Source organism: Micromonospora sp. NPDC049051, assembly GCF_043197575.1.
Taxonomy (GTDB): domain Bacteria; phylum Actinomycetota; class Actinomycetes; order Mycobacteriales; family Micromonosporaceae; genus Micromonospora.
In genome coordinates, this window is record NZ_JBICTL010000003.1 from 807,144 (window position 1) to 829,423 (window position 22,280).

Here is a 22,280-nt window from a genome sequence, read left to right on the forward strand (position 1 = left end):
GGTCGTGTCCATCGTCGAGGACGTCGGCGCACAGGTCCGCGCCGCCGCCGATGACCTGCCGCTCGCGCAGCTGGCGCTGGCGCTGGAGAAGTTCGGGCTGGCCGCCGAGCGGCTGCGCTGGGTCCGCCAGGAGTCGGCCAACCCGATGGGGGTGCCGGAGCTGTCGGCCGCCACCGAGCACGCCGAGACCGCCGGCTACGCGCTGCGCGTCGCGCAGGAGCAGCTGTCGGCGTACCTCGCCGCGATCGGGTTGGCCGCCGACGGTTCCCCGACCCCGGGGCCGCAGGAGCAGCAGCGCCGGCCCGCGCACGACGCGCCGCGCGAGGCGGCCCCGGAGGCCGCGGCACCCGAGCCGGCCGCCGAGGCCGCACCCCGCCGCTGGTGGGCGGTGCGGGTGGCGGAGCTGACCGGCGGCCGGGAGGGTCCACCGGAGCAGCCCGACGAGAAGGTCGGTGACGCCCGGGAGCTGCTGCGCCGGGTCGTCGGCGGGGTCCGGGCCGGCGACCGCGACCGCCTGCACACCGAGCTGCGCCGCGCGCACGCCGACGTCGGCCTCGGCCTGGCCGCGGTGGCCCCGCCCCTGCTGCGCGACCTGGCCGGGGAGTTGCTCGGGCATCCGCCGCGCGCCGAGGACCTGGGACGGTTACGCCGCGAGCTGGACGGCCGGGTCCGGGACCTGCTGCCCGGCCTGCCGCCGGCGGTGCTGGAGACCCTGCTCACCCGGATCTGCCGGATGCCCCCGCCGCGACGGGGCGAGACGGAGCAGCCGCACGCCGCCGACCCGGCCGTCACCGCGGGGGTGCTCACCGGAGTGCTGCTGGACCGGCTCGGCCGGGACCTGCCCACCGACGACGAGCGGGCCCGGCAGGCCGAGACCGCCCGGGAGCGACGTGCCGCCACGGAGCGGGAGCGGCAGACGGAGACCGCCCGCGACCGGGCGGACGACGCCGAGTGGCAGCGCCGCGCCGACGCCGCGAAGGGCCGGGTGGCCGCCGCGCGGGAACGGGTCGCGGCCGCGCGGGAACGGGCGGGGGCGGCCCACGACCAGGCGGCCGCAGCGCGGGAACGGGCGTCGTCCGCCCGGCCCGGCGCAGCGCCCGACAACCGCGACCAGGCGGCGGCCCGGCGGGGCGCCCCGGCCGACGACGGGCCAGCCCCGGGCCGGACCGGCTCGGCCGGCCGCGTCTGGTCGAGCCCACCCACGGGCCGCCAGGCGTCCGGCGTCAGCGCGGATCCGCGCGGGCGGGGCGTCGATGGCTGACCGGCGCAACCAGCTGGTCACCCGGGTTCGGGGCATGCTGGGCGAGGCCCTCGGCGCGACCCGGACCCGGGTGTCGACCGCACAGGCCGAGCTGACCACGGCCCGGGAACGCCTGGCGAAGGTCCGCCGCGCCGCGGCGGTCGTGCCGGAGCGGGTGGGCGCGCAGCGCGACCGGCGGCTGGCCGAGATCGACGACCGGCACGCCGCGCGGATCGCGGAACTGGCCCGGCGGGCGGCGGACGCGGCCCAGCGGGAGGCTCCCGGGGCCGCCTCGGCGGACTGGTCGCGGTGGCGACCCACGCCGGCCCGACGGGCCGAGGCACCGGGCGCGCTGCGCATCGGCACGGTACGCATCCCCGGCGCCGAACCGGTGCCGGCGCTGGTGCCGCTGCTCGACGCCGGCCATGTCGAGCTGACCGGCGACGACCGGGAGGGCTGCGACGCGGTGGTGTCGGCGCTGCTGCTGCGCGGCGTCGGGCGGGCCGACCCGGGTGCCGTCCGGCTGGTCGGCTACGACCCCGAGCACCTCGGTGGCGGCCTCGCCGGGTTCGCCCCCCTCGGCACCGCCGGGCTGCTCACCTTCGTCGGCCCGGGCGGGCTGGCCCGGCTGCTCGACGACCTGGTCGAGCAGATCCGCCGCATCAACGAGACGGTGCTGGCCGGGGAGTACGGCTCGTTACGCGAGCTGGCCGCCGTCACCGGGCGCCGGCCCGAGCCGTGGCGGGTGGCGGTGCTGCTGGGCGGCGACGAGCTGTCGCGGCACGAGCGCGGGCAGCTCGACCGGGTGGTCCGCACCGGGGCGGCCTGCGGCGTGCACCTGGTGGTCCGGGGCGTGTCGCTGCCCGAGGATCCCACCGTGACCCGGGTGGGCGCGCACGCCGACGGCGCCCGGATCGGCGGGCCGAACGGCCTGCCCGTACGCCTCGACCCGCCGCCCCCGCCGGTGCTGGTCACCGAGACCTGCCGGGACGTGGCGGCGCGGGTCAACGCCGGCCCCGCCCCGACCCCGTTCACCGACCTGCTGCCGCCGCCGGAGCAGATGTGGCGGGAGGACTCCGCCACCGGGCTGACCGCCCCGATCGGCGAGGGCCCGCACGGCCGGCCGGTGCTGCTCACACTGGGCGACTATCCGCCGCACGCGCTGATCGGCGGCCCGTCCGGCACCGGCAAGACAAACCTGATCTTCGCCTGGATCGGCGCGCTGGCCGCCCGCTACTCCCCCGCCGAGCTGGAGTTCTACCTGTTGGACTTCAAGGAGGGGGTGTCCTTCGCGCGGTTCGCCAAGGGCCGCCGGGACCCGAGTTGGCTGCCGCACATGCGGCTCGTCGGGATCAACGTCAACACCGACCGGGAGTTCGGCCTGGCGTTGCTGCGCTTCCTCGCCGAGGAGCTGCGTCGGCGCGCCGACGCGGCGAAGAAGCACGAGGTCACCAAGCTCGCCGAGCTGCGCGCGGTCGACCCCACGGGGCACTGGCCGCGGATCGTGGCGGTGGTCGACGAGTTCCAGATGCTGCTGGCGGGGCGGGACGTGGTCGCCCGGGAGGCCGCCGACCTGCTGGAGGACCTGGCCCGACGCGGCCGCTCCCAGGGCATCCACCTGGTGCTCGCCTCGCAGGACGTGCGCGGCATCGAGGCCCTGTGGGGTCGTCCGGCGCTGGTCGCGCAGTTCACGTTGCGGATCGCGCTGCCGAAGGCCCTGCGGATCCTCGCCGAACGCAACGACGCCGCCCAGTCCCTGCCGCGCCACCACGCCGTCGTCAACGCGGAGTCGGGCATGGCCGAGGGCAACCAGGTGGCCCGGATCCCGTCGGCCAGCGACTGGGAGACGTGGAGCGGGTTGCAGCACCGGCTGTGGCGGATGCGCCCGCAGGACGCCGCACCGGCCCGCCTCTTCGACGGCGACGCGATCCCCCAGCTCGCCGAGGCGCCGGACTTCCGGGCGCTGGCCGCCCCGGAGACCGGCCACCCGCGTACGCCGGTGGCGCTGCTCGGCGAGATCATCGACGTACAGGCGCGCTCGGCGGCGCTGCGGCTGCCCCGGGCTCCCGGCCGCAACCTGGCGGTGCTCGGCACCCGGGTGGACGAGGCGTGCGCGGTGCTCGACGCGGCGGCCCGCTCCCTGGCCCGCCAGCACCGCCCCGGCACGGCGCGTTTCTCCATCGCCTGCCTCGACCCGGACGCCGACCCGGCCGCCCGGTCCCTCTACGAGGATCTCGCCGACGACGCCGCCTGGTACGACGAGGAGACCGTCGGCGAGCTGATGGTCGAGACCGCCGAGGGGCTCGGCACGCCGGGCATCCCGCACTACCTGCTGCTGTTCGCCGTCGACGCGGCGGCGGGGACGTTGGCGACGCGGATCGGGCGGCGTACCGGCCTGGAGGAGCTGCGCCGGATCCTGCACGACGGGCCGGAGCGGCGTACCCACGTGCTGGCCTGGTGGCGGGGTGTCGCCCGGATGCGGGCCGACCTGGGGGGGCCGGCGGCCCGGACGGACCAGATCGGCGCCTGGGTGGCGCTGGACGCCCACGGCGGCGAGCTGGGCTCGTCGCTGTATCCGGGCACCGGCGGGCCGGACTGGTATCCCCGCCCCTGGCGGGGGCTGTTCTTCGACCGGGCGGTGCACCGCACCGGCCAGGTCATCATTCCGTACGGGCCGGCGCGATGAACGAACCCGTGACCAGTGAGTCGTACGCGGCCCAGATCCGTCGGCTGGCCGAGTTGAGCGCGAGGGTGCGCGTGCAGCGGGCCGAGGCGCACACCTGGCACGCCCAGCAGTGTGCCGCCGCCGAGCGGGCCGTCGCCGAGGCGGAGGCCGAGCTGCGGCGCGCGGAGCGGGAGCTGGCCGACGCCCGCGATGAGCAGGAGCGGGTGGACGCCGAGGTCGCCGACCTGTGGCAGGCGCTGCGTGGTCGGCTGGGCGGCTCGGGCCGCCGGGCGGGCGGGCCACCGGCGCCGGTGCCCGGTGCCACGGGTCGACCGGCTCCGCTGCTGGCCGGGGTGCGGGAGCTGCTCAACCGCACCCGCCAGCCGGGCGACCTGCCGGGCTCGGTCAACCCGCTGCTGGCGTTGTGCGGGGTGGCCGGGGCGGTGCTCGCGTACGCCCTCGGAAGCGCGGCGCGGGCGGCGGGCGAGCGGTACGGCGGCGAGCTGGGGGTCGGACTGCCGGTGCTGGCCCTGGTGGTGACGCTGCTGGGGCCGCTGGTCGGTCTGGTGCCGGCGAAGGTCCTCGCCGACCGCCGGCACGCGGTGCTCGGCCCGCGGCCGATGACCGTCGTGCTCGCCGCCGGGCTCGTCACCACCGTCGCGCTGCTGGTCGCCGGTCGCTGATCCGCCGTCGCCGGGCCGGTGCGGGCAAGGCTGCCGCAGCGCGTCGTCGATCCGCCCGCCCGCCGTTCGTGTAGACGGAGAGGGCCGGGTCATGCCGGCCACCCGACAAGAGGGAGCGTGCGATGCGGAACTTCGTGCTCAACGTGATCCAGCCCGACGGGGACGCCCCGCCGCCGCCGGAGTTCCTCGAGCCGATCATGCGGGACGTCGAGGCCGTCAACCAGGAGATGCGCGGCAGCGGTGTCTGGGTCTTCGGCGCCGGCCTGGAACTGGCGCACACCGCCCGCGTGGTCCGGGTCCGCGACGGCGAGACGTTGCTGACGGACGGCCCGTTCGCCGAGGGCAAGGAGCACATCGGCGGGTTCACGGTGATCGCCGTGCCGGATCTCGACGCGGCGTTGGGCTGGGCGGAGAAGCTGTCCCGGGCGACCACCCTGCCGATCGAGGTCCGCCCGGTGGCGGCCGTCGACGCCGCCTGAGCCGGACCCCTCCTCGGGCACGGCTCGGAAGGCCGCGCCCGCCGGCCGGGCCGCGCCGAAATGGCACGGCCCGGCCGGGGCCGCGTCGGCGATGGGGCGGTGGGCGGGCTCAGGCGGGTACCAGCACCGCCTCGCGCAGCAGCCGGCGGGCCAGGGTGAGCCGGTCGGCGTCGTCGTCGAGGCCCGGCAGGTCGCCGACCCGGAGGGATTCGGCGCCGAGCAGGGCACGCACGGCCGGCGCGCACGTCGCGGGCAGGCTGATCGTGCGGTCGAACAGCACCAGCGCGACGCGGTCCCCGCGCGGGTCGAGCTGCCACCGTAGGCCGGGTCGCGGGGCCAGTCGGGTGTCGACGTCGAGTGTCGCCAGCGCGGCGGCCTGGGCCAGGGGCCGGATGGGCGCCGGCCGGGCGGCCGGCCAGGCCCGCTGCCGCAGCCGGCCGGCGACCGCCGCCGGGTCGGCCCGCAGCAGCCAGTCGCGCAGCGCCTCCACCGTCTCCGTCAGCTCCGGCTCGATCGCGTCCGGGTCGGCGACGTCGACGCCGAACGGCAGCGTGGCGCGCAGCCGCTGGTCCTCGGCGGCGAGGGCGAGCAGTTCCTCGACCAGGGCGTAGCGGGTCAGCGCCCGTACGCCGACGGTCAGGTGCAGCGAGCTGGACTCCTGGGCCTGCGCGCTGTGCAGCCAGCCGCGGGGCAGGTAGAGCGCGTCGCCGGGTGCGAGCACCACGTCCAGCGCGGCGGGCCCGTCGGCGGTGGCGGCGACCTCGTCGGCCCGGCCGCCCCACGGCTGCTTCTCCAGCGGGTCGGGCAGCACCGGCGGGTGGATCCGCCAGTGCTTGCGGCCGTCGACCTGCAGGACGAAGACGTCGTGGGTGTCGTAGTGGGTGGCGAAGCCCTGGCTGCCGGCGGGGGTCAGGTACGCGTTGACCTGCAACGGCTGCCCGACGGCGGTGCCGAGCTCGCGGGCGAAGTCGACCAGCGCGGGCCAGGTGCGGTGCAGGCCCTGCAGGACGAGGGTGGCACCGTCGGCGTACAGCTCCAGCACCCGCTCGTCGAGGACCTGGTCGCCGATCTCGGCCCCCGCGCCGCCGCCGCCGGTGAAGCGGGTCGCCGGCACGAGCTGACCGTCCTTGGCGATGCGCAGGAACGGCGTACGCAGGCCGCGGCGGCTGAGCAGCTCGTCGGCGTCGGCGGGACTGAGCAGGTCGGTGAAGCCGGCCGGGTTGGGCAGTTCGTCGGCGCGGGAGAGCAGCGGTGTGCGTCCCCAGTGGGCGGCGGCGAACTTCGCCTGCTCGACCGACACGCAGCGGGCGAGCGCGGCGGCGGCCGCGGACGGAACCGCCGGGCGGCCGTGGCCGCCCGGCGGGTCGATGTCAGTCATGGCGATCCGTCAGGCGCTGCCGTCGGCGCCGCCGTCGTGCTGGCCCGGGGTCGCACCGCCGTCGGCCGGGCCCTCCGCGCTGCCGTCGGCACCACCGTCGTGCTGGCCGGGGGTCGCACCGCCGTCGGCGGGACCCTCCGCGCCCTGGTCGGCCCCCTTGTCGGCACCGCGCTCGGCACCGCGGTCGGCACCGCCGTCGGCGCCACCGTCCTGCTGGCCCGGCGTGGCACCGCCGTCGGCCGGGCCCTCGAGGCCGCCGCCGCTGGTGGTCTGCATGTCGTCGTCGTTGAGTGCCATCGGTGCTCCCTAGGGATGTGCCGCCCCGCCGTTGCGCCGGGGTCTCCGTCGTGCAGCGGGTGGTACCCCACGCGCGATCTTCTCTAACCCCACCGTAGACGCCCGTTCCGGTTCACACCGGCGCTTCGCCGGGCCCGGTCCCCCGGCCCTCGACAGCCGGCACGGCCCGCCCCACCCGAGGTGGAACGGGCCGTCGCCCACGGGACGGCGCGTCAGGGAATGATGTTCGCCATGTCCCGGGGCATCGTGGCCTTCACGTCGTCCCACTCGCCCTGGGTCACGTGCCGGCGCAGGGTGTCCAGCACCACCTGCACCACGCGCTCCGGGCCTCCCTCGACGTCGTACGGGAAGCCCTGGCGGACCTCCAGCAGGAAGTCGTCCCGGTTGAGCTTGATCGGCACGTCCTGCGGCTTCCAGCCGTCGAAGTAGATCCCGCGCACCAGCACCGGCAGCTGCGCGGCGAACTCCACGCTCTCCTGCACCGGCATCCGGTCGCGCAGCAGGTGCAGCACGGTGCGCAGCGCGCAGTAGGACTGGTTGCGTTGCTCCTTCGGCCAGCCGTAGGCCTGCTCGATCTCCTTGAGGATCAGGTTGGTCTTGTCCATCGAGGACTCGAACGCCGAATGCAGCTGCTCAGCCATCGTTCCACCCCCGTACGTCGGTCTCCCACCGTCGGTCGTCGTCACGTCGCGGCGGCCCCACCGGGCCACGCGGCTGCCGGGTCGGGCCGACCCGGGCGGGGCGCGGCACTCCCCGGGCGGCGGCGGACGTGCCGACGACGTGCAGCACGGCGCCGGGCCGTCGACCCGGTACCACCCGAACCGTCATCACCATCCACCTCCGTCGTGTCGCCTCGCGTGGCCGCTGCCGACCACACGCACCGTCCATGCTGCGCGGCGGCGGGGTGAGCGACCCTCACCCGGACGGGATGAAAAGCCGGGCGCCTGCCGCCGTTCAGGCGGCGTCGAGCAGCCCGGCGAGGGTCGCGGCGTTGGTCTGCGCGTAGTCGCGGTAGCAGTTGTTCATCAGCACGTGGGTCTGGCTGGTGGAGTCGGCCAGTTCGCGCAGCTTCGGCGCCCAGTCGCGCAGCTCCCGGTCGGAGTAGCGGTAGCCGAACTTCTCGTGGATGTCGCGGCTGGTCCACTTGTCGCTGTGCCCGTGGAAGCGGACCACCGCGAGGTCCGCGGTGGCGGCCAGCACCGGGGGCACCGACGAGCGGTGCCCCTGCGGCATGTCCACGCAGACGTACGCGAGCCGGTGCTCACGCAGGAAGGAGAGGGTCTCGTCGGCGTTGTCGCCGTCGAACCAGGAGGCGTGCCGGAACTCGTAGACGGGGCGCAGCGGGGCGCACCGCCTCGCGACCTCCAGCAGGTACTGCTTGTTGTCGCGCTTGATGGTGAACCAGGGCGGGAACTGGAACAGCAGCGCGCCCAGCTTGCCCGCCTCGACCAGCGGGTCCAGCGCGGCGAGGAAGCGCGTCCAGACCTCCTCGTACGCCTGCGGTGGCAGGTCGTCCGGGTACAGGTTCTTCTTCTCCGTCGCCGGGCGCAGATCCTTGTAGAGCGCGTTGGGCCGGGTCGGGTGCCCGGTCAGCAGGCTGAACGCCTTGACGTTGAAGGTGAAGCCGGCCGGGGTGCGCTCGGCCCACAGCCTCGCCGTCCGCTCGGCGGGCGGCGAGTAGTAGGTGGCGTCCACCTCGACCAGCGGAAACTGGCGGGCGTAGTACGCCAGTCGCTTCTCGGGGGTGTCGGCCGTCCGCGGGTACCAACCGGAGTCCAGCAGCGTGCGGTCGGTCCAGGAGGCGGTGCCGACCCTGATCTCACCCATCGGTCGACCTCACCGCGTCCCGGACCGACCCGCAGCCGCTGAAACCGGAGGTCAGGCCGCCCGGCGCTCCCGGTTCTGCTTGCACTGCACGCAGGTGGTGGCGGAGGGGAAGATCTCCAGCCGCTCGACGGGGATGGCCGAGGTGCAGCCCTCGCAGAAGCCGTACGTGCCCTCCTCCAGCCGGTTGAGGGCGTGCTCGTACTGGGCGCGGCGGTCGAGGATGCTGCGCAGCAGGGACTGCGCGGTGTCCCGCTCCGCCGTCTTGGTGCCGCTGTCGGCCTGGTCGTCGCCGGCGGTGTCACCCACCTCCACCAGCCGCAGCACCTGGCTCTGCAGCACCGCCTGTTCGTACTCCGCGGACATCTCGTCGTAGCGGGCCTGCAGGGAGCGCCGGATCTGGTCGATCTCCGCCTGGGACCGGCCCGTACCGATCGTGTCGTGGACGAGCATCGCTGCCTGCCTTTCTGCCCTGGTGATACGCCTGGGCACCGGTGCGTGGGCCCAGCGCCGTGGTGGTCTGCGGCGCGAGCGGATCACCCGCGCTCTGTGAGCCGGGCGATTACCCCGCCCCGCCGACGGTCAAACCGACGACTTTCCGCCACGACGAGGCGTCAGGGCGACACCGGGGACTCCACCAGCGCCGGGTGCCGGGGATCGTCGGCGCGGACCACGACGTCGGCGAAGGAGGCCGGGGCGACCTCGTCGGCGTACCGGGCGAAGGCGGGCAGCGTCCAGCGCAGCTCCGGGTCGGTGCGCCGGGCCAGGGCCGCCGGGGAGAGCGCCAGGTGGACGGTGACGTCGAAGGGCAGGGCCCCGCCGAGCAGCAGCGCCCCGCTGACCAGCAGGACTCCCCCGGGCGGCAGGTCGACGTACGCGGCGCGGCTGGCCCGGTCGGCGGTGGCGTCCCACAGCGACGGCAGTACGCGCCCGGAGCCGCCGGGCCCGGCCGGGTCGAGCACCTCCCGGCGCAGCCCCTGCTCGTCGACCCAGCCCTCGTAGAACGCGTCGGGGTTCCTGCGGCCGTATTCCAGGCGCACCGAGGCGGGACGGAGGAAGTCGTCGGCCCGTACGTGCAGCGCGGGTCGGCCGAGCGCGCGCAGCGGGTCCACCAGCGCGGCGGCGAGCTCGTCCGGGCCGGCCGCCGGGGCGCCGTCGACCGCCACCCGTAGCCGGCCCGGGGCGTCGGCGGCGGCGAGGCGCTCGGTCAGCTCGGCGACGAGCCGCTGCGGGGAGATGGGTCGGACGCGCATTCGACAATGGTGCCCCGCCGGCCGCCCGGGGACGGGCCGCCCGCACGAGACGCGGTGGGGCAGCGGCCGTCAGCCACTACGGGCGGTCGTCACGCGGTGGGCGGTCGTCCGGTCACGGTGGGGGCGGTCGTCAGCCGTTGCGGTCGATGGTCACGTGGGCGTCGTCTGCCAGCCGGTAGCCGACGCCGTAGACGGTGGTGACCAGCGGGACGTCGACGCCGACCTTGCCGCGCAGCCGGCGGACGTGCACGTCCACGGTGCGCACGCCGGCGTGTTCGTAGCCCCACACCGCGTTGAGCAGCTGCAACCGGGTGAACACCCGGCGGGGATGGGCGACGAGGTGCAGCAGCAGGTCGAACTCCAGCCGGGTCAGCGGCAACGGCTCGCCGTCGCGCAGCACCGAGCGGGACGACGCCAGGATGTGCAGGGTGGGGATGGTGGCGGCGGGCGGGCGGACCGGCGAGCGGCCGGCGGGCAGCGGGTCGGGGCGACGCTCGACGGCGGCGGTGATGATGGTGCCCTCGCCGCGTTCCAGCATCTCCCGGGCGGCCTCCAGCAGCCGCCGGGCGGGCGGGGTCAGCGACTCCTCGGATGCCAGCGGGATGTTCAGGGTCACCGTCAGCATCGGTGCGGCCGTGTGGGCGGGGCGCCGCTGGCCTCCCGGGGGACGACCGGGAACAGCGGGCTGGGACGTATGCCATCCGGCGCGCGACGAGGCGGGGCTGACCGACATGGTCCTCCTTGGCTGGTCCGGGTGTTCCCCACGGCCCGGGACGCCGCTTCATCGATGTTTCCCGGCGCCCACGCGAGGGTCAAGGGGCGACTGCGTTGCATGAATGTGACAATTGACGAACGCATCGGAGCCGGATGCTCGCTCTGCGTACGAAGCCTGATGATTACAGCAGAGCCGCCCGGTTGGCCGGTTAGGGGGGTGCCCGCCCGGTTCGGGGCCCGGACACGGCGGCGCGGCGCGCCCGGGTCCGGGCACGCCGCGCGGGTGGCGCCGTCAGCGGTGGTGTTCGATCTCGATGCGGGCCTCGTCGGCGAGGCGGTAGCCGACGCCGTAGACGGTGGTCACCACCGGCATCTCCTCGTCGAGCTTGGCGCGCAGGCGGCGCACGTGCACGTCGACGGTGCGCGCCACCGCGTGTTCGTAGCCCCACACCCGGCTCAGCAACTGCAGCCGGGTGAACACCCGGCGGGGCTGCTGCGCCAGGAACAGCAGCAGGTCGTACTCGATGCGGGTCAGCGGGATGACGCGGGCGCCCTGGTGGACCACCCGGGAGCCGGTGGCGATCCGGATCGCGTGGGGGTCCACGGCGGCCGGCACCGCGCGGGGCGCCGCCGGCCGCTCCTCGGCGACGCCGGAGCCCAGCCGCCCCTCCCCCGACTCGGCGAGTTCGCCGATCAGCTCCAACAGCCGGGCCAGGCGGGGGCTGACCGGCCCCGGGGCGAGGTCGAGGGTGATGGTGACGCTCGGTGTGGCTCGCGGTCGGACCGACCCGGTCCGCTCGGGGCGTACGGTCGAGTGGTTTCGGGTGGGGATGGCGACGACGGACATGGAGCCTCCTGCGGCGGCGGTGCCGCCACGCCCGGTGGAGCGTGACGGTCAGGACGGCGCCCGGCCGGCGGTCACCGGGGGCGCGGGGGTGGAGGTGGGTCGCGGCGGGGTGGGGCCGAGCACGGGCAGGCCGGCGAGCCGCCAGGCGACGAAGCCACCGACGACGTCCGTGGCCCGGTGCAGCCCGAGATCCTGGAGGGCGGCGGCGGCCAGGGAGGAGGTGTAGCCCTCCTGACAGATGACCATGACCCGCAGGTCGTAGCCGACCGCCTGGGGCAGCCGGGCGGCACAGCGGGGATCGAACCGCCACTCCAGCACGTTGCGTTCGATCACCAGCGAGCCGGGCACGGTGCCGTGGGCGGCCCGTTGGGCGGCCGGACGGATGTCGACCAGCAGCGCCCCGCCCCGGTATTCCAGGTGCGCGCGCTCGGGGTCCAGCCGGTCCAGCCGCGCCCGGGCGGCGGCCAGGATCTCGTCGATACCCCGGGCGCCCGGCGGGGCCACCGGGGCCGGACACGCGTGCGGGTCGGTCTGCGGCATGGTCGTTGCCTCCACTGGGTGCTGACGGTTCACGTACGACGGTGTACGGCCGGTGCGGGGTGGGCGGCGCGTACCGGATCGCGGGCGGAGGGGACGGGACGGCGTCGCGCTCACCAGGCGACTCCGGCCTCGGCCACCTCGGCGACGCGCAGCCGGCCCTCGGTGAGCCGGTAGCTGGTCATCCTGCGCAGCGCGGGGCGGTAGACGTGGACGCTCACCGCCGGCTCGTCGTCGCGGTTGGACACCTGGTGCACGTGCCGGGGGCCGAACCGGCGACCGGAGCCGGCCGGCAGCCGGTGCGGGCGCAGCACGCCCCCGCCGACCGTCTCCTCGGTCAGTACCCCGGAGACGACCAGGAACGCCCCGCCACAGCCGCCGTGGTCGTGCAGGTCGGTGCCCTGGCCGGGCAGCCAGCTCAACGCCCACACCTCGTGGTCGGCGTCGTGGGCGAGCCGGGCGTACCAGCGGGTGGCCGGATCGAAGCGCAGCGGCACCGGCCAGCGGGCGGGGTCGGCGGCCCAGCGGCGGGCGACGGTGAGCAGGTCGGGTGGGCGTCGGTCGGGCATGGCGGTCCTCGCGGTTCGGCGGAGCGTCGACCCAGCATAGGCTGCAAACCCTATTGGTTTAGTAGGCATTCCCAGAACCCGGGACGCCACCGCCATCCATCGGCTCCGCCTCCCAGCCCGCCGGCCGCGCGACCCGTCAGGCCGAGCTCCGACTAACCTGGACCGGTGAGTGAGGAACTCGACGCCGAGACGCTGGCGTTCGCGCACCGGATGTTCGACCTGGCGCGCGACGGCGCCACCGCCGAACTGGCCGACTACGTCGACGCGGGGCTGCCCGTCGACCTGACCAACGACAAGGGTGACACCCTGCTGCTCCTGGCGGCCTACCACGCCCGCCCCGAGACGGTCGCCGCCCTGCTCGCCCGCGGCGCCGACCACACCCGGACCAACGACCGGGGCCAGACGGCCCTGGCCGCCGCCACCTTCCGCAGCAGCACGGAGGCCGTCCGGGCGCTGCTCGCCGCCGGAGCCGACCCGCACCACGGCAGCCCCTCGGCGGTGGAGACCGCCCGCTTCTTCGACCTGACCGAGATGTTCGCGCTGCTGACGGCACCGACCGCCTGACCGCGACGCCCGCCGTGTCCCGCTCGGTCGTGCGCGAGGTGCCCCGCTGACCGCTGCCGGCGACGCCCGGCGCACGCGCCCGACAGCCGGTATACAGGTCCCGTGGAGGATCCGCTGCCCGAACAGATGCGCGCCGCCGCCGCGGCGCTGCTGGCCGCGCTGGACGAGCCCGCCCGCGACCGGGCCGCCCATCGGTTCGACGACGACGCGGCCCGCCGCTGGATCGAGTACCGGCCGCGGCCCCGCCCGGGAGTCTGCCTGGCCGACCTCGACCGCGCGGGCCGCAAGGCCGCGCACCGGCTGCTGGCCACCGCGCTGAGCCCACCGGCGTACGCCCAGGCGATGGCGATCGTCGCGCTGGAGGAGGTGCTGGACCGGGCGGAGGGCTGGCGCCGGGGCCGGCACAGCGGCGACTACTGGGTGGCCGTCTTCGGCGATCCGGCCCGCGACGACGCCTGGGCGTGGCGCCTGGAGGGGCACCACCTCTCGGTGAGCATGACCGTGGTGGCCGGGCAGGTCTCCCCCGCGCCGATCTTCCTCGGCGCCAACCCGGCCACCGTCCGGTACGCCGGCCACCCGGTCTCCCGCCCGCTGGGCGTGGAGGAGGACCTGGGGCGCGCCCTGCTCGACGCGATGGGCCCGGCCGGCCGGTCCGCCGCCATCGTCGCCGACGAGGCCCCCGGGGACATCATCAGCGCCACCCGCGCCCAGGTTGGCGGGCCGCTGGAGCCCCTCGGGGTGCCCGCCGACCGGCTCGGGCCGACCGGACGGGCCCTGCTGGACCAACTCGTGGCGCTGTATCTGGACCGGCTCCCGCCCGAGCTGGCGATCCGGGAGGCGCGCCGACTGGACGCCGGGCGGCTGCACTTCGCCTGGGCCGGTCCGACCGTGCCCGGACGCCGCCACTACTACCGCGTGCAGGGCGACGACCTGCTCATCGAGTACGACAACACCAGCGACGACGGCAACCACGCGCACACGGTCCTGCGCCGCCCCGCCAGCGACTTCGGCGCGGACGTCCTCGCCGCCCACCACGCCGAATCCCACCCCCGCTAGCCGTCTCCGCCGCCAGCCCTTCCAGCTCGCGTCGCCCGTGCGGCGTGGCGTCGCGCCTCGTCGATCATGCAGTGGTGGTGCCCTGCGAAAGGTGCGAAGCGGCCCCTACCGGCCACCACGACTGCATGATCGACGCAGCTGGGGCCGGGGCGGGGGGCGCCGCCGGGGCGGGGCGTCAGGGGCGGTGGGGGGCCAGGTCGATGGTGGAGTCCGGGGTGCCGGCCAACGCGTCGAAGGTGGTGGCCTCGGCCCGGCGTCCGGCGTCGAAGCGGCGCACCAGCCGGGCGCCCAGCGAGACGCCGACCGCGCCGACGCCCAACGCCACCAGCTCGGTGAGCAGCAGCACGACGGACGCGCCCCGCTGCGGCGCGTCCGCACGGACGAGGCAGGAGATCAGGAACAGCGCCGCCATCGCCACGTTCACCAGGTTGAAGGTGATCGCCGTGCGCCGGGTGCGGTCGACCGGCACGTCCCACAGATCGATCATGCCGGCCACGGCGGCCAGCGCGGCGGCGAACAGGGCCGCCACGGTCGTCCAGTAGCCCACCTCACCGAGGAAGGCCGGCCCGCCGAGCACGTCGGTCAGGTCGAACACGGTCGCGCTGACGAAGAGCCCGAACGGGAACGTCACCAGCATCGGTTGGATCGGGTGCCCCTGCACCCGCAGCCGGCTCTGCATGGTTCCTCCCCAGGTCGGCATGCGTCCACCAGTCCAGGGTGCTACCCGGGCGCCCGTACGCCGAAACGACACGCGGCCCACCGGCCCCGATCGTCCCACCGGTCACCCGGCCCCGACCCGACGGTGGGCTGGCCGCCACAGGTTCAGTTGTCCCGGGGGCGCGACACGGTGGCGACCAGCCGGTCGGCCACCTGACGCAGCGGGATGTCCAGCGACGACGCCGCGCTGCGCAGCACGTCGAGCGCCTCCTCGGCCGGGCAGCCGCGCTGGGTCATGATCACACCGATGGCCTGCCCGACCACCCCGTCGCCGAGCACCGCCGAATCCAGTTCCCCGGCCTGGGCGGCCCTGCGTGCCCGGTCGCGGACCGCCGCGAGCAGCAGCCCGGCGTGCTCGGCGAGCAGCATCGCGGTGAGCTGGTGCCCGGGGGTGAGCAGGTCGGCGGTGCCGGCGTACAGGTTGATCGACCCGATCACCTGTTCGTCGACGTCGACCGGCGCGGAGATCACCCCGTGCACGCCCAGCTCCCGGGCCCGTGGCGTCCAGGCCGGCCACCGTTCCTCGCGGTCCAACCGGTCGGAGAGGATCATCTCCCGCCGCCGGACCGCGTCCATCGCTGGCGAGTCGGGGCCGTGCCGCAGGTCGTCCAGGCCCGCCAGGCGGGCGTCGGAGGCCGCCGCCCCGGCTGGTTCGCCGGCGCGCAGGGTGGTGAAGCCGCACCAGCTCACACCGGCGACCGCGTCGCGGGTGGTGCGTACGAGCGCGCCCAGCGCCTCGTCGAAGTCGTCGACCGCGATCAGCGCGGCCGTCAGCTCGCGCAGCAGGGCGGCGGTCTCCAGGACGCCGAGCCGTTCCACCGCCGGGTCCCGCATCTCCAGGTTCACCGCCGCGCTGCCCCCGTCGTCGCAACGCGTGCCGCCGCACGGCCGGCCGGTGCCGTCACCTGTTCCATCGCCTGGTTCTCTCCCGACTCTTCGGACCCGGCCTACTACCCTCGCAAACCGGGGTCGAAACGGCGCAAAAGGGGGCCCCTTCCGGGCGCCCGGAGGCGTCGGAAGGGACCCCCACAGCGTCAGCGCGACGCGGAGCTGAGCCGCCGTCCCACCGAGGCGATCAACCGGTCCAGCTCCGAACCGAACGGGTTGTCGTGCACCAGGTACGTCCAGGTCGCGCTCGGCCGCACCAGCTTCGCCTCGTCCGGCTCCCAGTCGTCGGCGAACTCCGTCTCCTCGAAGGTGGCGAGCGTGCGCCGCTCGATCTCGGGGATCAGGTCGTTGAACGCCGGCACCGCCGCGCGGTGGAACTCGTCCAGCGGGTCGAGCCGGCCCAGCGCGCGCAGGTGCACGCCCTCGCGCACCTCGGAGAGCTCCGCGAGGTGCTCCGCCCAGAGCCGGTCGAGGTGGTAGAGGGCGATCGACCGGGCCGCCCGGGCGAGCAGGTCCTCGTCCATCTCGCCGGCCTTGTCGGGCATCCGGTCCAGCAGCATCAGCGCCGCCACGTCGCTGGTCAGCAGCCGTTCCCGACGCTCCGCGAGGGCCTTGCGCTGCTGCTCGATCACGACGCTGTAGCGCCACGTGTTGCGGTGGATCTCGTGGTTGACGCCCTCCGCGACCCGCTGGGCGTGCTCGACGGCGTACTCGACCTGATCGTCGGTGACCAGACCGTCGGCGTTCATCCGGGGCGAGGCCGGAACGGCGTCGCCGGCGTGCCGGACGACCAGGTCGTCCTCCAGGCTGACGAAGAAGACCGAGCCACCCGGGTCGCCCTGCCGCCCGGCCCGGCCGCGCAGCTGGTCGTCGACCCGGCGGCTGTCGTGCCGGCCGCTGCCGATCACGTAGAGGCCGCCCAGCTCGGCGACCCGGTCGCGGTCGGCCTGGTCGCTGCCGCCCAGCCGGATGTCCACGCCCCGGCCGGCCATCTGGGTGGAGACGGTCACCGCGCCGTACGCACCGGCCTCGGCGATGATCGCCGCCTCCTCGTCGTCGTTCTTGGCGTTGAGCACCACGCAGGACACCCCGGCGGCGTTCAGGCCGGCGGCCAGCCCTTCGGACTCCTTCACGTCCAGGGTGCCGACCAGCACCGGCCGCCCGCGCTCGTGGTTGCGCTTGATCTCGTCGACCAGCGCCTCCTCCTTCTCCGCCCGGGTGGCGTAGATGCGGTCCGGCTCGTCCTCGCGCACGCACGGGGTGTTCGGCGGGATGACCGCCACCTCGAGGCCGAAGAACTCCCGCAGCTGGTCGCCGACCAGCACCGCGGTCGCCGTCATGCCGCACACCTTGGGATAGAGCGCGATGTACGCCTGCACGGCGATCGTGCCGAGCACCTCGCCCTCGGCGGTGGCGTCGAGGCCCTCCTTGGCCTCCACGGCCGCCTGGAGTCCGTCCGGCCAGCGGCGGCGCTGGGCGACCCGGCCGCGCATCTCGTCGATCAGCTCGACGGAGTTGTCCCGGACGATGTAGTCGACGTCGCGGTGCAACAGGGCGTGCGCGTGCAGGGCCACGTTCACGGCGGAGAGCTGCGCGACGTGTTCCTCGTCGTAGAGGTCGATGCCGAGCTTGGCCTCGATGGCGGCCAGGCCGGCGGCGGTGAAGGCGACGCTGCGGCCGTCCTCGGCCACCGTGTAGTGCTTGCCCTTGCGCAGGCCCCGCACCTGGGCGGCGGCGGCGTGCACCGGGTCCTGCTCGCCGGCGACCGCGCCGGCGAGGACCATCGGCACCCGGGCCTCGTCGATGAGGATCGAGTCGGCCTCGTCGACGATGGCGGTGCGCAGCGGCGGCTGCACCCGGTCCGCCACGTCGGTGACGAGCTGGTCGCGCAGGTAGTCGAAGCCGGCCTCACTGACCGAGACGTAGGTGACGTCGCAGGCGTACGCGTCGCGCCGCTCCTGCGGGGTGGACGCCTCGTTGACCCAGCCGACGGTCAGGCCGAGCAGGGTGTAGACCGGCTCCATCCAGAGGGCGTCACGCCGGGCCAGGTAGTCGTTGACGGTGAGCACGTGCACCGGGCCGTTGCCCAGCCGGACGTGCCCGTACGCGGCGATGGTGGCGGTGAGCGTCTTGCCCTCACCGGTGGCCATCTCGGCGACCTTGCCCGACAGCAGCGCCATCGCACCCAGCAGCTGCACGTCGTACGGCCGCTGGTCGAGGCCCCGGCGGGCGGCCTCGCGGCCGATCGCGCAGATCTCCTCGTAGCCCGTGGCCTTGCCGGCGGCCTCGGTCAGCTCGGCGTCGTCGAGCGCCGACAGCTCGTCCTCGCGCGCCTCGACGGCCGGCAGCAGCTTCTCCAGCGGCCCCAGGTCGACGGTCGTCCCCGGGCGCTGGAGGAACCGGCGGAACCTGGTCTTCAAGCGTTGCGACACACCCATGAGCGGCAACGGTACGCGACCGGAGCCGTCGTTGGCGGCCCGCCCGCCGTACCACCGCGCGGGTGTCGCCGCGGGGCGGGTCGCACGCGTGCGGCGCTCAGGTCACCAGGAGCTGGTGGGCGGCCAACTCACGGTAGAGCGGGCTGGTCCCGGTGAGCTCGTCGTGGGTGCCGGTGGCCGCCACCCGGCCCCCGTCGAGCACCACGATCTGGTCGGCGTCGACGACGGTGGAGAGCCGGTGCGCCACGATCAGCAGGGTGCGCCGGGCCGCGACCGCGTCGATGGCCCGGCGCAGCGCGGCCTCGTTGCGGGCGTCGAGGTTGCTGGTCGGCTCGTCGAGCAGCAGCACCGGCGCCCCGGCCAGCAGGGCGCGGGCGATCGCCAGCCGCTGCCGCTCGCCGCCGGAGAGCAGCACCCCGCCCTCACCCACCTGCACGTCCAGCCCCTCGCGGGCGCGCTCGGCGAGGTGGCCCAGGTTGACCTCGTCGAGCACCGCGCGCAGCCGGGCCTCGGTGGCCTGCGGCGCGCCGATCAGGAGGTTCTCCCGCAGCGTGCCGGCCAGCACGGGGGCGGACTGCTCGACGTAGCCGATCCGGGCGCGCAGCGCGTCGCGGGGCAGGTCCCGCACGTCCACCCCGTCGACGCGCAGCGTGCCCTCGGTCACCTCGTAGAAGCGCTCGACCAGCGCCAGCAGCGTCGACTTCCCGGCGCCGGAGGGGCCGACCAGGGCGGTCCGGGTGCCGGCCGGCACGGTGAAGCTCACCTCGCGCAGCACCGGCGGGCCGCCGGGGTAGCCGAAGCCCACCCGGTCGAACTCGACCGACGCCGGGGCCCCGCCGGACGGGGCCTTGGCCGGGGCGGCGGCCGGCCGGTCGACGGCCCCCTCGACCGGGACGGCGAGCATCTCCTCGATCCGCTGGAGCGCGCCCAGGCCGGTCTGCAACTGGGTGTAGGCGTGCACCGCCTGCCCGAGCGGAAGCACCAGGAAGAACAGGAACATGATGAAGGCGACCAGGTCCCCGACGGTGATCGCGCCCGCCGCCACCCGCGCCCCGCCCACCCCGAGAACCAGCAGGAACGCCCCCTGGATGGTGACGCTGCTGGCCGGGCCGACGAACGCCTGTACCCGGGCCACCCGCAGCCCGGCCGCGTACGCCTGCCCGGCGCTGACGCCGATCGCGTCGGCCTCGCGCCGCTCGGCGCGGGCGGCGCGGATCGTGCGGGCGGCGGAGATGGCCCGCTCCACCGCCGAGGTCATCTCGCCGATGCGCTCCTGGGCGGCCCGGGCCAGGCCCCGCACCCGGCGGGCGAAGGCGACCGCGATGGCGATCCCGGCGGCCACCCCGAGCAGGGTCACCCCGAACAGCACCGGGTCGAGCAGGAGCATCGCGCCGGCCGCGCCGAGCACCATCACGGCGCCGGTGACCACCTCGAACAGCCCGGAGGTGACCACGGCGCGCAGCAGGGTGGTGTCCGAGCCGACCCGGGAGAGCAGGTCGCCGGTGCGGCGGCGGTCGTACTCGGCGATCGGCAGCCGCAGCAGGTGCCCGGCCAGCCGCCGCCGGGTGTCCAGCACGACTCCCTCGGCGGTGCGTTGCAGCAGGTAGTCGCGCACCCCGCCGATCGCCGCGCCCGTCAGCACCAGGGCGACCAGCGCCGTGACCAGCCCCGCCACGGGCCGGCTGGCGGAGAGCCCGTCCAGCACCGAGCGGGTGAGCAGCGGCTGCGCCAGCGAGGCCGCCGCCCCGGCGAGCGACAGCACGCCCACCACCGCCAGGGTGCCGCGGTGGGCACGCAGGTACGGCAGCAGGGCGGCGAGGCCGACCCGCCGGTCCTCCGGGGCTCCGGCAGGACCACCGGCGGCGGTCGTGACGGGCGCGTCGGCGGTCGTGAGGGGGTCGGCGGCGGTCGTGACGGACGCGTCGGCGCTCATGCTGGCACGGTATCGGGCCGCGCCACCCGCCCGGCCCGGCGCGGGGCGTCAGACGGTCAGCACCACCTGTAGTTCCTGGCGGCGCCGCTCGGCGAGGTCGGTCAGCAGCGCCGGCGCGTCCTCGAACGGCACCACGGCCGAGACCAGGTGCTTGCGGATCACGTCCCCGTACGCGCGCAGCAGGTCGATCGTCTCGGCGGAGAGGCGCTCCCGGTCCCAGGTGGGGGCGAGCCCGCGCGGCACCCGGCCGATCTGGGCAGACCGCAGTGTCAGCCCGTTGTGGTGGAACTCCTCGCCGAAGCGCACCGCGTCCGCGCCGGCCTGGTAGAAGGCCAGGTCGACCACCGTGCCCTGGGGGCGCAGCAGGCGCAGGGCGAGCTGCAGCGCCCACGCCTGCCCCCGGCACTGGAACACCACGTCGGCGCCCCGGTCGCCGGGGCCGTGCGCCCAGCGGGTCTTGAGCACCACCGCCGGGTCGTCGGCCTCCGGGTCGAGGGTCCGCAGGCCCAGCGCCTCGGCGACGGCCCGCCGCTGCGGGGTCGGGTCGAGCACCACCACCGAGGCGGCCCCGTGCCGCCTGGCGAACAGGGCGGTGAGCAGGGCCACCACCCCGCCGCCGACGACCGCGACCCGGCGGCCCCGCACCCCGTCGCCCAGCGACCGCACGTCCGCGCCGTGCAGGTCGGCGGCGGCGTGCAGCACCCCGTTGGCGCAGATCGGACCCATGTGCGCGACGTAGACGCCGAGCAGCGGGTCGAGGTCGTCGGGCAGCGGCACGAACCGCTCGGCGACCGGGTCGGCCACCCAGCCGGTGCGGTGGCCGTAGGTCATGGCGCCGACCGTGCCCACGGCGACGGCCGGGGTACGGCTCTCCACCACCCGGCCGACCTGCATGTAACCGAGGCGGGTCACCGGGAAGGGGGTGCTGGCCACGCCCGGCTGGAAGAGCCCGAGGTCGGCGTTCCAGGTGACGTTGAGGTAGGGATTGGTGCCCTTGACGTAGCTGAGTTCGGTGCCCGCGGACACGCCGCTGAACAGCGTCCGGACCCGGAACGTGCCGTCGGTCAGCTCGGCGGCGTCCTGCTCGACAAGCTCCACCCGCCCCGGGCCGCTGACCACCACCACCTTGTCACGCATCGACGGCCACCCCGGCGGCGAGCGGCGCGGCGGCGGGCACGTCCAGCCGTACGGGCCGGCCGGTGCGGGCGGAGTCCGCGATCGCGAGGGCCAGCCGCTGGGTGCCGAGGGCCTCGGCGTACGGGACGCGGACGTCGTCGCCGACGCCCCGGACCGCGTCGAAGAAGGCCCGGTCCACGGCCACCCGGGCGGCGTCGGGGTCGGCGGCGAAGCGGCGTTCCCCGTCGGCGTCGCGCACGACCAGCCCGTCCTCGCTCAGCGACAGGGCGAGCCCGTCGGCGAGGATCTCCAGTCCGGCGCGGTGCTTCCAGCCGAGCACGCAGGCGGCGGTGAGGGTGCCGACCGCACCACCGGCGAACCGCAGCGCCGCGGTGGTGACCGAGTCGATGTCGGCGCCGTCGACCGGCGGCGGGGTGCCGTCGCCGTACGCGGTGACCTCGGTGGCCTCCCCGACCAGGAGCCGGACGAGGTCCAGCACGTGCGCGGCCTGCTCGACCACCGGGCCGCCGGAGCGGTCCCGCCGCGACCACCAGTCCACCGGGGGCACCTTGTCCCACCACGCGCCGGCCACCATCCGCACCGGACGGTCACCGAGCAGCTCGCGGGCCTGCTGCACCACCGGCAGGTACCGCCAGTGGTGCCCGACGCCGGTGAGCAGCCCGCGCCGGGCCACCAGGTCGGCGACCCGCTCGGCGGTCACCAGGTCGACGGCGACGGGCTTCTCCACGAACATCGGCACCCCGGCGGCGACGACCGCCTCCTCGGCCGGTCCGTGGGCGAACGGCGGCACGCAGACGTAGACCGCGTCCGGGCCGGCGGCCAGCAGCTCGTCGACGTCGCCGAAGGTGCGGGCGCCGTGCGCGCGCGCCAACTCCGCCGCGGCCTGCGGCACCACGTCGGTCACCCCGAGCAGCTCCACGTCGGCGAATCCGTCCAACACCCGGGCATGGCGTCGCGCCACCCCGCCGGCCCCTACCAGTCCCACCCGGCACGTGCGCATGTGAAGCCCCTTCGCCGCCGTTTCGCGTCGCCGACAGCACTCCCCCGGCACGCGCGCAACC

The 22,280-nt window shown here is 75.6% G+C and carries 23 protein-coding genes; 6 read left to right on the forward strand and 17 right to left on the reverse strand.

The window, feature by feature from the left end; all coding sequences use genetic code 11:
* Positions 1-4: 4 nt before the first annotated feature.
* The 4 genes from ACGFIR_RS15720 to ACGFIR_RS15735 all read left to right on the forward strand — a co-directional run bounded on the left by ACGFIR_RS15720 (position 5) and on the right by ACGFIR_RS15735 (position 5,067).
* The gene (locus ACGFIR_RS15720; protein ID WP_393145581.1) at positions 5-1,261 is read left to right on the forward strand and encodes a hypothetical protein; all 1,257 of its coding nucleotides are present in this window, start codon (positions 5-7) and stop codon (positions 1,259-1,261) included.
* Positions 1,254-3,926 (forward strand): FtsK/SpoIIIE domain-containing protein, encoded by a 2,673-nt coding sequence (locus ACGFIR_RS15725; protein WP_393003435.1) that lies wholly within the window; start codon positions 1,254-1,256, stop codon positions 3,924-3,926. Before ACGFIR_RS15720 ends, ACGFIR_RS15725 begins: the two co-directional genes overlap by 8 nt.
* Positions 3,923-4,588: a hypothetical protein gene (locus tag ACGFIR_RS15730; protein WP_393003437.1), complete on the forward strand. Its 666-nt coding sequence runs from the start codon at positions 3,923-3,925 to the stop codon at positions 4,586-4,588. The genes ACGFIR_RS15725 and ACGFIR_RS15730 overlap by 4 nt, the downstream gene beginning before the upstream one ends.
* 122 nt (positions 4,589-4,710) lie before the next feature.
* A complete protein-coding gene (locus ACGFIR_RS15735) occupies positions 4,711-5,067 on the forward strand; it encodes a YciI family protein (RefSeq protein ID WP_393145584.1) in 357 nt (118 codons plus the stop codon).
* 109 nt (positions 5,068-5,176) lie between these two features.
* Here ACGFIR_RS15735 and ACGFIR_RS15740 read toward each other — a convergent pair whose 3' ends face one another.
* From ACGFIR_RS15740 to ACGFIR_RS15790, 11 genes are all read right to left on the reverse strand, one after another.
* Complete coding sequence (locus tag ACGFIR_RS15740; RefSeq protein ID WP_393003441.1) at positions 5,177-6,445, reverse strand: cupin domain-containing protein; 1,269 nt, start codon at positions 6,443-6,445, stop codon at positions 5,177-5,179.
* 9 nt (positions 6,446-6,454) lie between these two features.
* The gene (locus ACGFIR_RS15745; protein ID WP_393003443.1) at positions 6,455-6,742 is read right to left on the reverse strand and encodes a hypothetical protein; all 288 of its coding nucleotides are present in this window, start codon (positions 6,740-6,742) and stop codon (positions 6,455-6,457) included.
* Between the two features lie 212 nt (positions 6,743-6,954).
* Positions 6,955-7,383 carry a DUF2267 domain-containing protein gene (locus ACGFIR_RS15750; RefSeq protein WP_393145587.1) on the reverse strand — a complete coding sequence of 143 codons (429 nt, stop codon included), beginning with the start codon at positions 7,381-7,383 and terminating at the stop codon, positions 6,955-6,957.
* Positions 7,376-7,570 (reverse strand): hypothetical protein, encoded by a 195-nt coding sequence (locus tag ACGFIR_RS15755; protein ID WP_393145589.1) that lies wholly within the window; start codon positions 7,568-7,570, stop codon positions 7,376-7,378. Before ACGFIR_RS15755 ends, ACGFIR_RS15750 begins: the two co-directional genes overlap by 8 nt.
* A gap of 126 nt (positions 7,571-7,696) precedes the next feature.
* On the reverse strand, positions 7,697-8,569 hold the full coding sequence (locus tag ACGFIR_RS15760; RefSeq protein WP_393003447.1) for a DUF72 domain-containing protein: 873 nt from the start codon (positions 8,567-8,569) through the stop codon (positions 7,697-7,699).
* 51 nt (positions 8,570-8,620) lie between these two features.
* The gene (locus ACGFIR_RS15765) at positions 8,621-9,019 is read right to left on the reverse strand and encodes a TraR/DksA family transcriptional regulator (RefSeq protein ID WP_393003449.1); all 399 of its coding nucleotides are present in this window, start codon (positions 9,017-9,019) and stop codon (positions 8,621-8,623) included.
* 161 nt (positions 9,020-9,180) lie between these two features.
* Positions 9,181-9,819: a uridine kinase gene (locus ACGFIR_RS15770; protein ID WP_393145591.1), complete on the reverse strand. Its 639-nt coding sequence runs from the start codon at positions 9,817-9,819 to the stop codon at positions 9,181-9,183.
* 130 nt (positions 9,820-9,949) lie between these two features.
* Positions 9,950-10,552 carry a winged helix-turn-helix domain-containing protein gene (locus ACGFIR_RS15775; protein ID WP_393003453.1) on the reverse strand — a complete coding sequence of 201 codons (603 nt, stop codon included), beginning with the start codon at positions 10,550-10,552 and terminating at the stop codon, positions 9,950-9,952.
* Positions 10,553-10,825: 273 nt separating this feature from the next.
* A complete protein-coding gene (locus ACGFIR_RS15780) occupies positions 10,826-11,380 on the reverse strand; it encodes a winged helix-turn-helix domain-containing protein (protein WP_393003455.1) in 555 nt (184 codons plus the stop codon).
* Positions 11,381-11,428: 48 nt separating this feature from the next.
* Positions 11,429-11,920 (reverse strand): rhodanese-like domain-containing protein, encoded by a 492-nt coding sequence (locus ACGFIR_RS15785; RefSeq protein WP_393003457.1) that lies wholly within the window; start codon positions 11,918-11,920, stop codon positions 11,429-11,431.
* Positions 11,921-12,030: 110 nt separating this feature from the next.
* The gene (locus tag ACGFIR_RS15790) at positions 12,031-12,486 is read right to left on the reverse strand and encodes a cysteine dioxygenase (RefSeq protein WP_393003459.1); all 456 of its coding nucleotides are present in this window, start codon (positions 12,484-12,486) and stop codon (positions 12,031-12,033) included.
* A 165-nt stretch (positions 12,487-12,651) separates the two neighbouring features.
* Between ACGFIR_RS15790 and ACGFIR_RS15795 the strand changes: the two genes are divergently transcribed.
* A complete protein-coding gene (locus ACGFIR_RS15795; RefSeq protein WP_393145594.1) occupies positions 12,652-13,050 on the forward strand; it encodes an ankyrin repeat domain-containing protein in 399 nt (132 codons plus the stop codon).
* 102 nt (positions 13,051-13,152) lie between these two features.
* Positions 13,153-14,106 (forward strand): DUF3500 domain-containing protein, encoded by a 954-nt coding sequence (locus ACGFIR_RS15800; RefSeq protein ID WP_393003463.1) that lies wholly within the window; start codon positions 13,153-13,155, stop codon positions 14,104-14,106.
* 175 nt (positions 14,107-14,281) lie between these two features.
* Here ACGFIR_RS15800 and ACGFIR_RS15805 read toward each other — a convergent pair whose 3' ends face one another.
* The 6 genes from ACGFIR_RS15805 to ACGFIR_RS15830 form a co-directional block, all read right to left on the reverse strand.
* Entirely contained in the window at positions 14,282-14,785 is a 504-nt protein-coding gene (locus tag ACGFIR_RS15805) for a DUF2231 domain-containing protein (protein ID WP_393003465.1), read from the reverse strand.
* Between the two features lie 143 nt (positions 14,786-14,928).
* On the reverse strand, positions 14,929-15,669 hold the full coding sequence (locus ACGFIR_RS15810) for a GAF and ANTAR domain-containing protein (protein ID WP_393145596.1): 741 nt from the start codon (positions 15,667-15,669) through the stop codon (positions 14,929-14,931).
* Between the two features lie 188 nt (positions 15,670-15,857).
* On the reverse strand, positions 15,858-18,149 hold the full coding sequence (secA2, locus tag ACGFIR_RS15815) for an accessory Sec system translocase SecA2 (protein ID WP_393003469.1): 2,292 nt from the start codon (positions 18,147-18,149) through the stop codon (positions 15,858-15,860).
* Between the two features lie 97 nt (positions 18,150-18,246).
* Entirely contained in the window at positions 18,247-20,082 is a 1,836-nt protein-coding gene (locus ACGFIR_RS15820; RefSeq protein WP_393145598.1) for an ABC transporter ATP-binding protein, read from the reverse strand.
* A 48-nt stretch (positions 20,083-20,130) separates the two neighbouring features.
* Positions 20,131-21,219, reverse strand: a complete 1,089-nt coding sequence (locus ACGFIR_RS15825) for a zinc-binding dehydrogenase (protein WP_393145600.1) — start codon at positions 21,217-21,219, stop codon at positions 20,131-20,133.
* Entirely contained in the window at positions 21,212-22,219 is a 1,008-nt protein-coding gene (locus ACGFIR_RS15830; protein WP_393145602.1) for a Gfo/Idh/MocA family protein, read from the reverse strand. Before ACGFIR_RS15830 ends, ACGFIR_RS15825 begins: the two co-directional genes overlap by 8 nt.
* Positions 22,220-22,280 lie beyond the last annotated feature (61 nt).

Coding starts and splice junctions, on each gene's coding strand:
- ACGFIR_RS15805 (WP_393003465.1), bottom strand. CDS start 14,785: ATGCAGAGCCGGCTGCGGGTGCAGGGGCACCCGATCCAACCGATGCTG.
- ACGFIR_RS15725 (WP_393003435.1), top strand. CDS start 1,254: ATGGCTGACCGGCGCAACCAGCTGGTCACCCGGGTTCGGGGCATGCTG.
- ACGFIR_RS15830 (WP_393145602.1), bottom strand. CDS start 22,219: ATGCGCACGTGCCGGGTGGGACTGGTAGGGGCCGGCGGGGTGGCGCGA.
- ACGFIR_RS15770 (WP_393145591.1), bottom strand. CDS start 9,819: ATGCGCGTCCGACCCATCTCCCCGCAGCGGCTCGTCGCCGAGCTGACC.
- ACGFIR_RS15750 (WP_393145587.1), bottom strand. CDS start 7,383: ATGGCTGAGCAGCTGCATTCGGCGTTCGAGTCCTCGATGGACAAGACC.
- ACGFIR_RS15820 (WP_393145598.1), bottom strand. CDS start 20,082: ATGAGCGCCGACGCGTCCGTCACGACCGCCGCCGACCCCCTCACGACC.
- secA2 (WP_393003469.1), bottom strand. CDS start 18,149: ATGGGTGTGTCGCAACGCTTGAAGACCAGGTTCCGCCGGTTCCTCCAG.
- ACGFIR_RS15825 (WP_393145600.1), bottom strand. CDS start 21,219: ATGCGTGACAAGGTGGTGGTGGTCAGCGGCCCGGGGCGGGTGGAGCTT.
- ACGFIR_RS15745 (WP_393003443.1), bottom strand. CDS start 6,742: ATGGCACTCAACGACGACGACATGCAGACCACCAGCGGCGGCGGCCTC.
- ACGFIR_RS15735 (WP_393145584.1), top strand. CDS start 4,711: ATGCGGAACTTCGTGCTCAACGTGATCCAGCCCGACGGGGACGCCCCG.
- ACGFIR_RS15785 (WP_393003457.1), bottom strand. CDS start 11,920: ATGCCGCAGACCGACCCGCACGCGTGTCCGGCCCCGGTGGCCCCGCCG.
- ACGFIR_RS15730 (WP_393003437.1), top strand. CDS start 3,923: ATGAACGAACCCGTGACCAGTGAGTCGTACGCGGCCCAGATCCGTCGG.
- ACGFIR_RS15765 (WP_393003449.1), bottom strand. CDS start 9,019: ATGCTCGTCCACGACACGATCGGTACGGGCCGGTCCCAGGCGGAGATC.
- ACGFIR_RS15790 (WP_393003459.1), bottom strand. CDS start 12,486: ATGCCCGACCGACGCCCACCCGACCTGCTCACCGTCGCCCGCCGCTGG.
- ACGFIR_RS15775 (WP_393003453.1), bottom strand. CDS start 10,552: ATGTCGGTCAGCCCCGCCTCGTCGCGCGCCGGATGGCATACGTCCCAG.
- ACGFIR_RS15740 (WP_393003441.1), bottom strand. CDS start 6,445: ATGACTGACATCGACCCGCCGGGCGGCCACGGCCGCCCGGCGGTTCCG.
- ACGFIR_RS15780 (WP_393003455.1), bottom strand. CDS start 11,380: ATGTCCGTCGTCGCCATCCCCACCCGAAACCACTCGACCGTACGCCCC.
- ACGFIR_RS15760 (WP_393003447.1), bottom strand. CDS start 8,569: ATGGGTGAGATCAGGGTCGGCACCGCCTCCTGGACCGACCGCACGCTG.
- ACGFIR_RS15755 (WP_393145589.1), bottom strand. CDS start 7,570: ATGACGGTTCGGGTGGTACCGGGTCGACGGCCCGGCGCCGTGCTGCAC.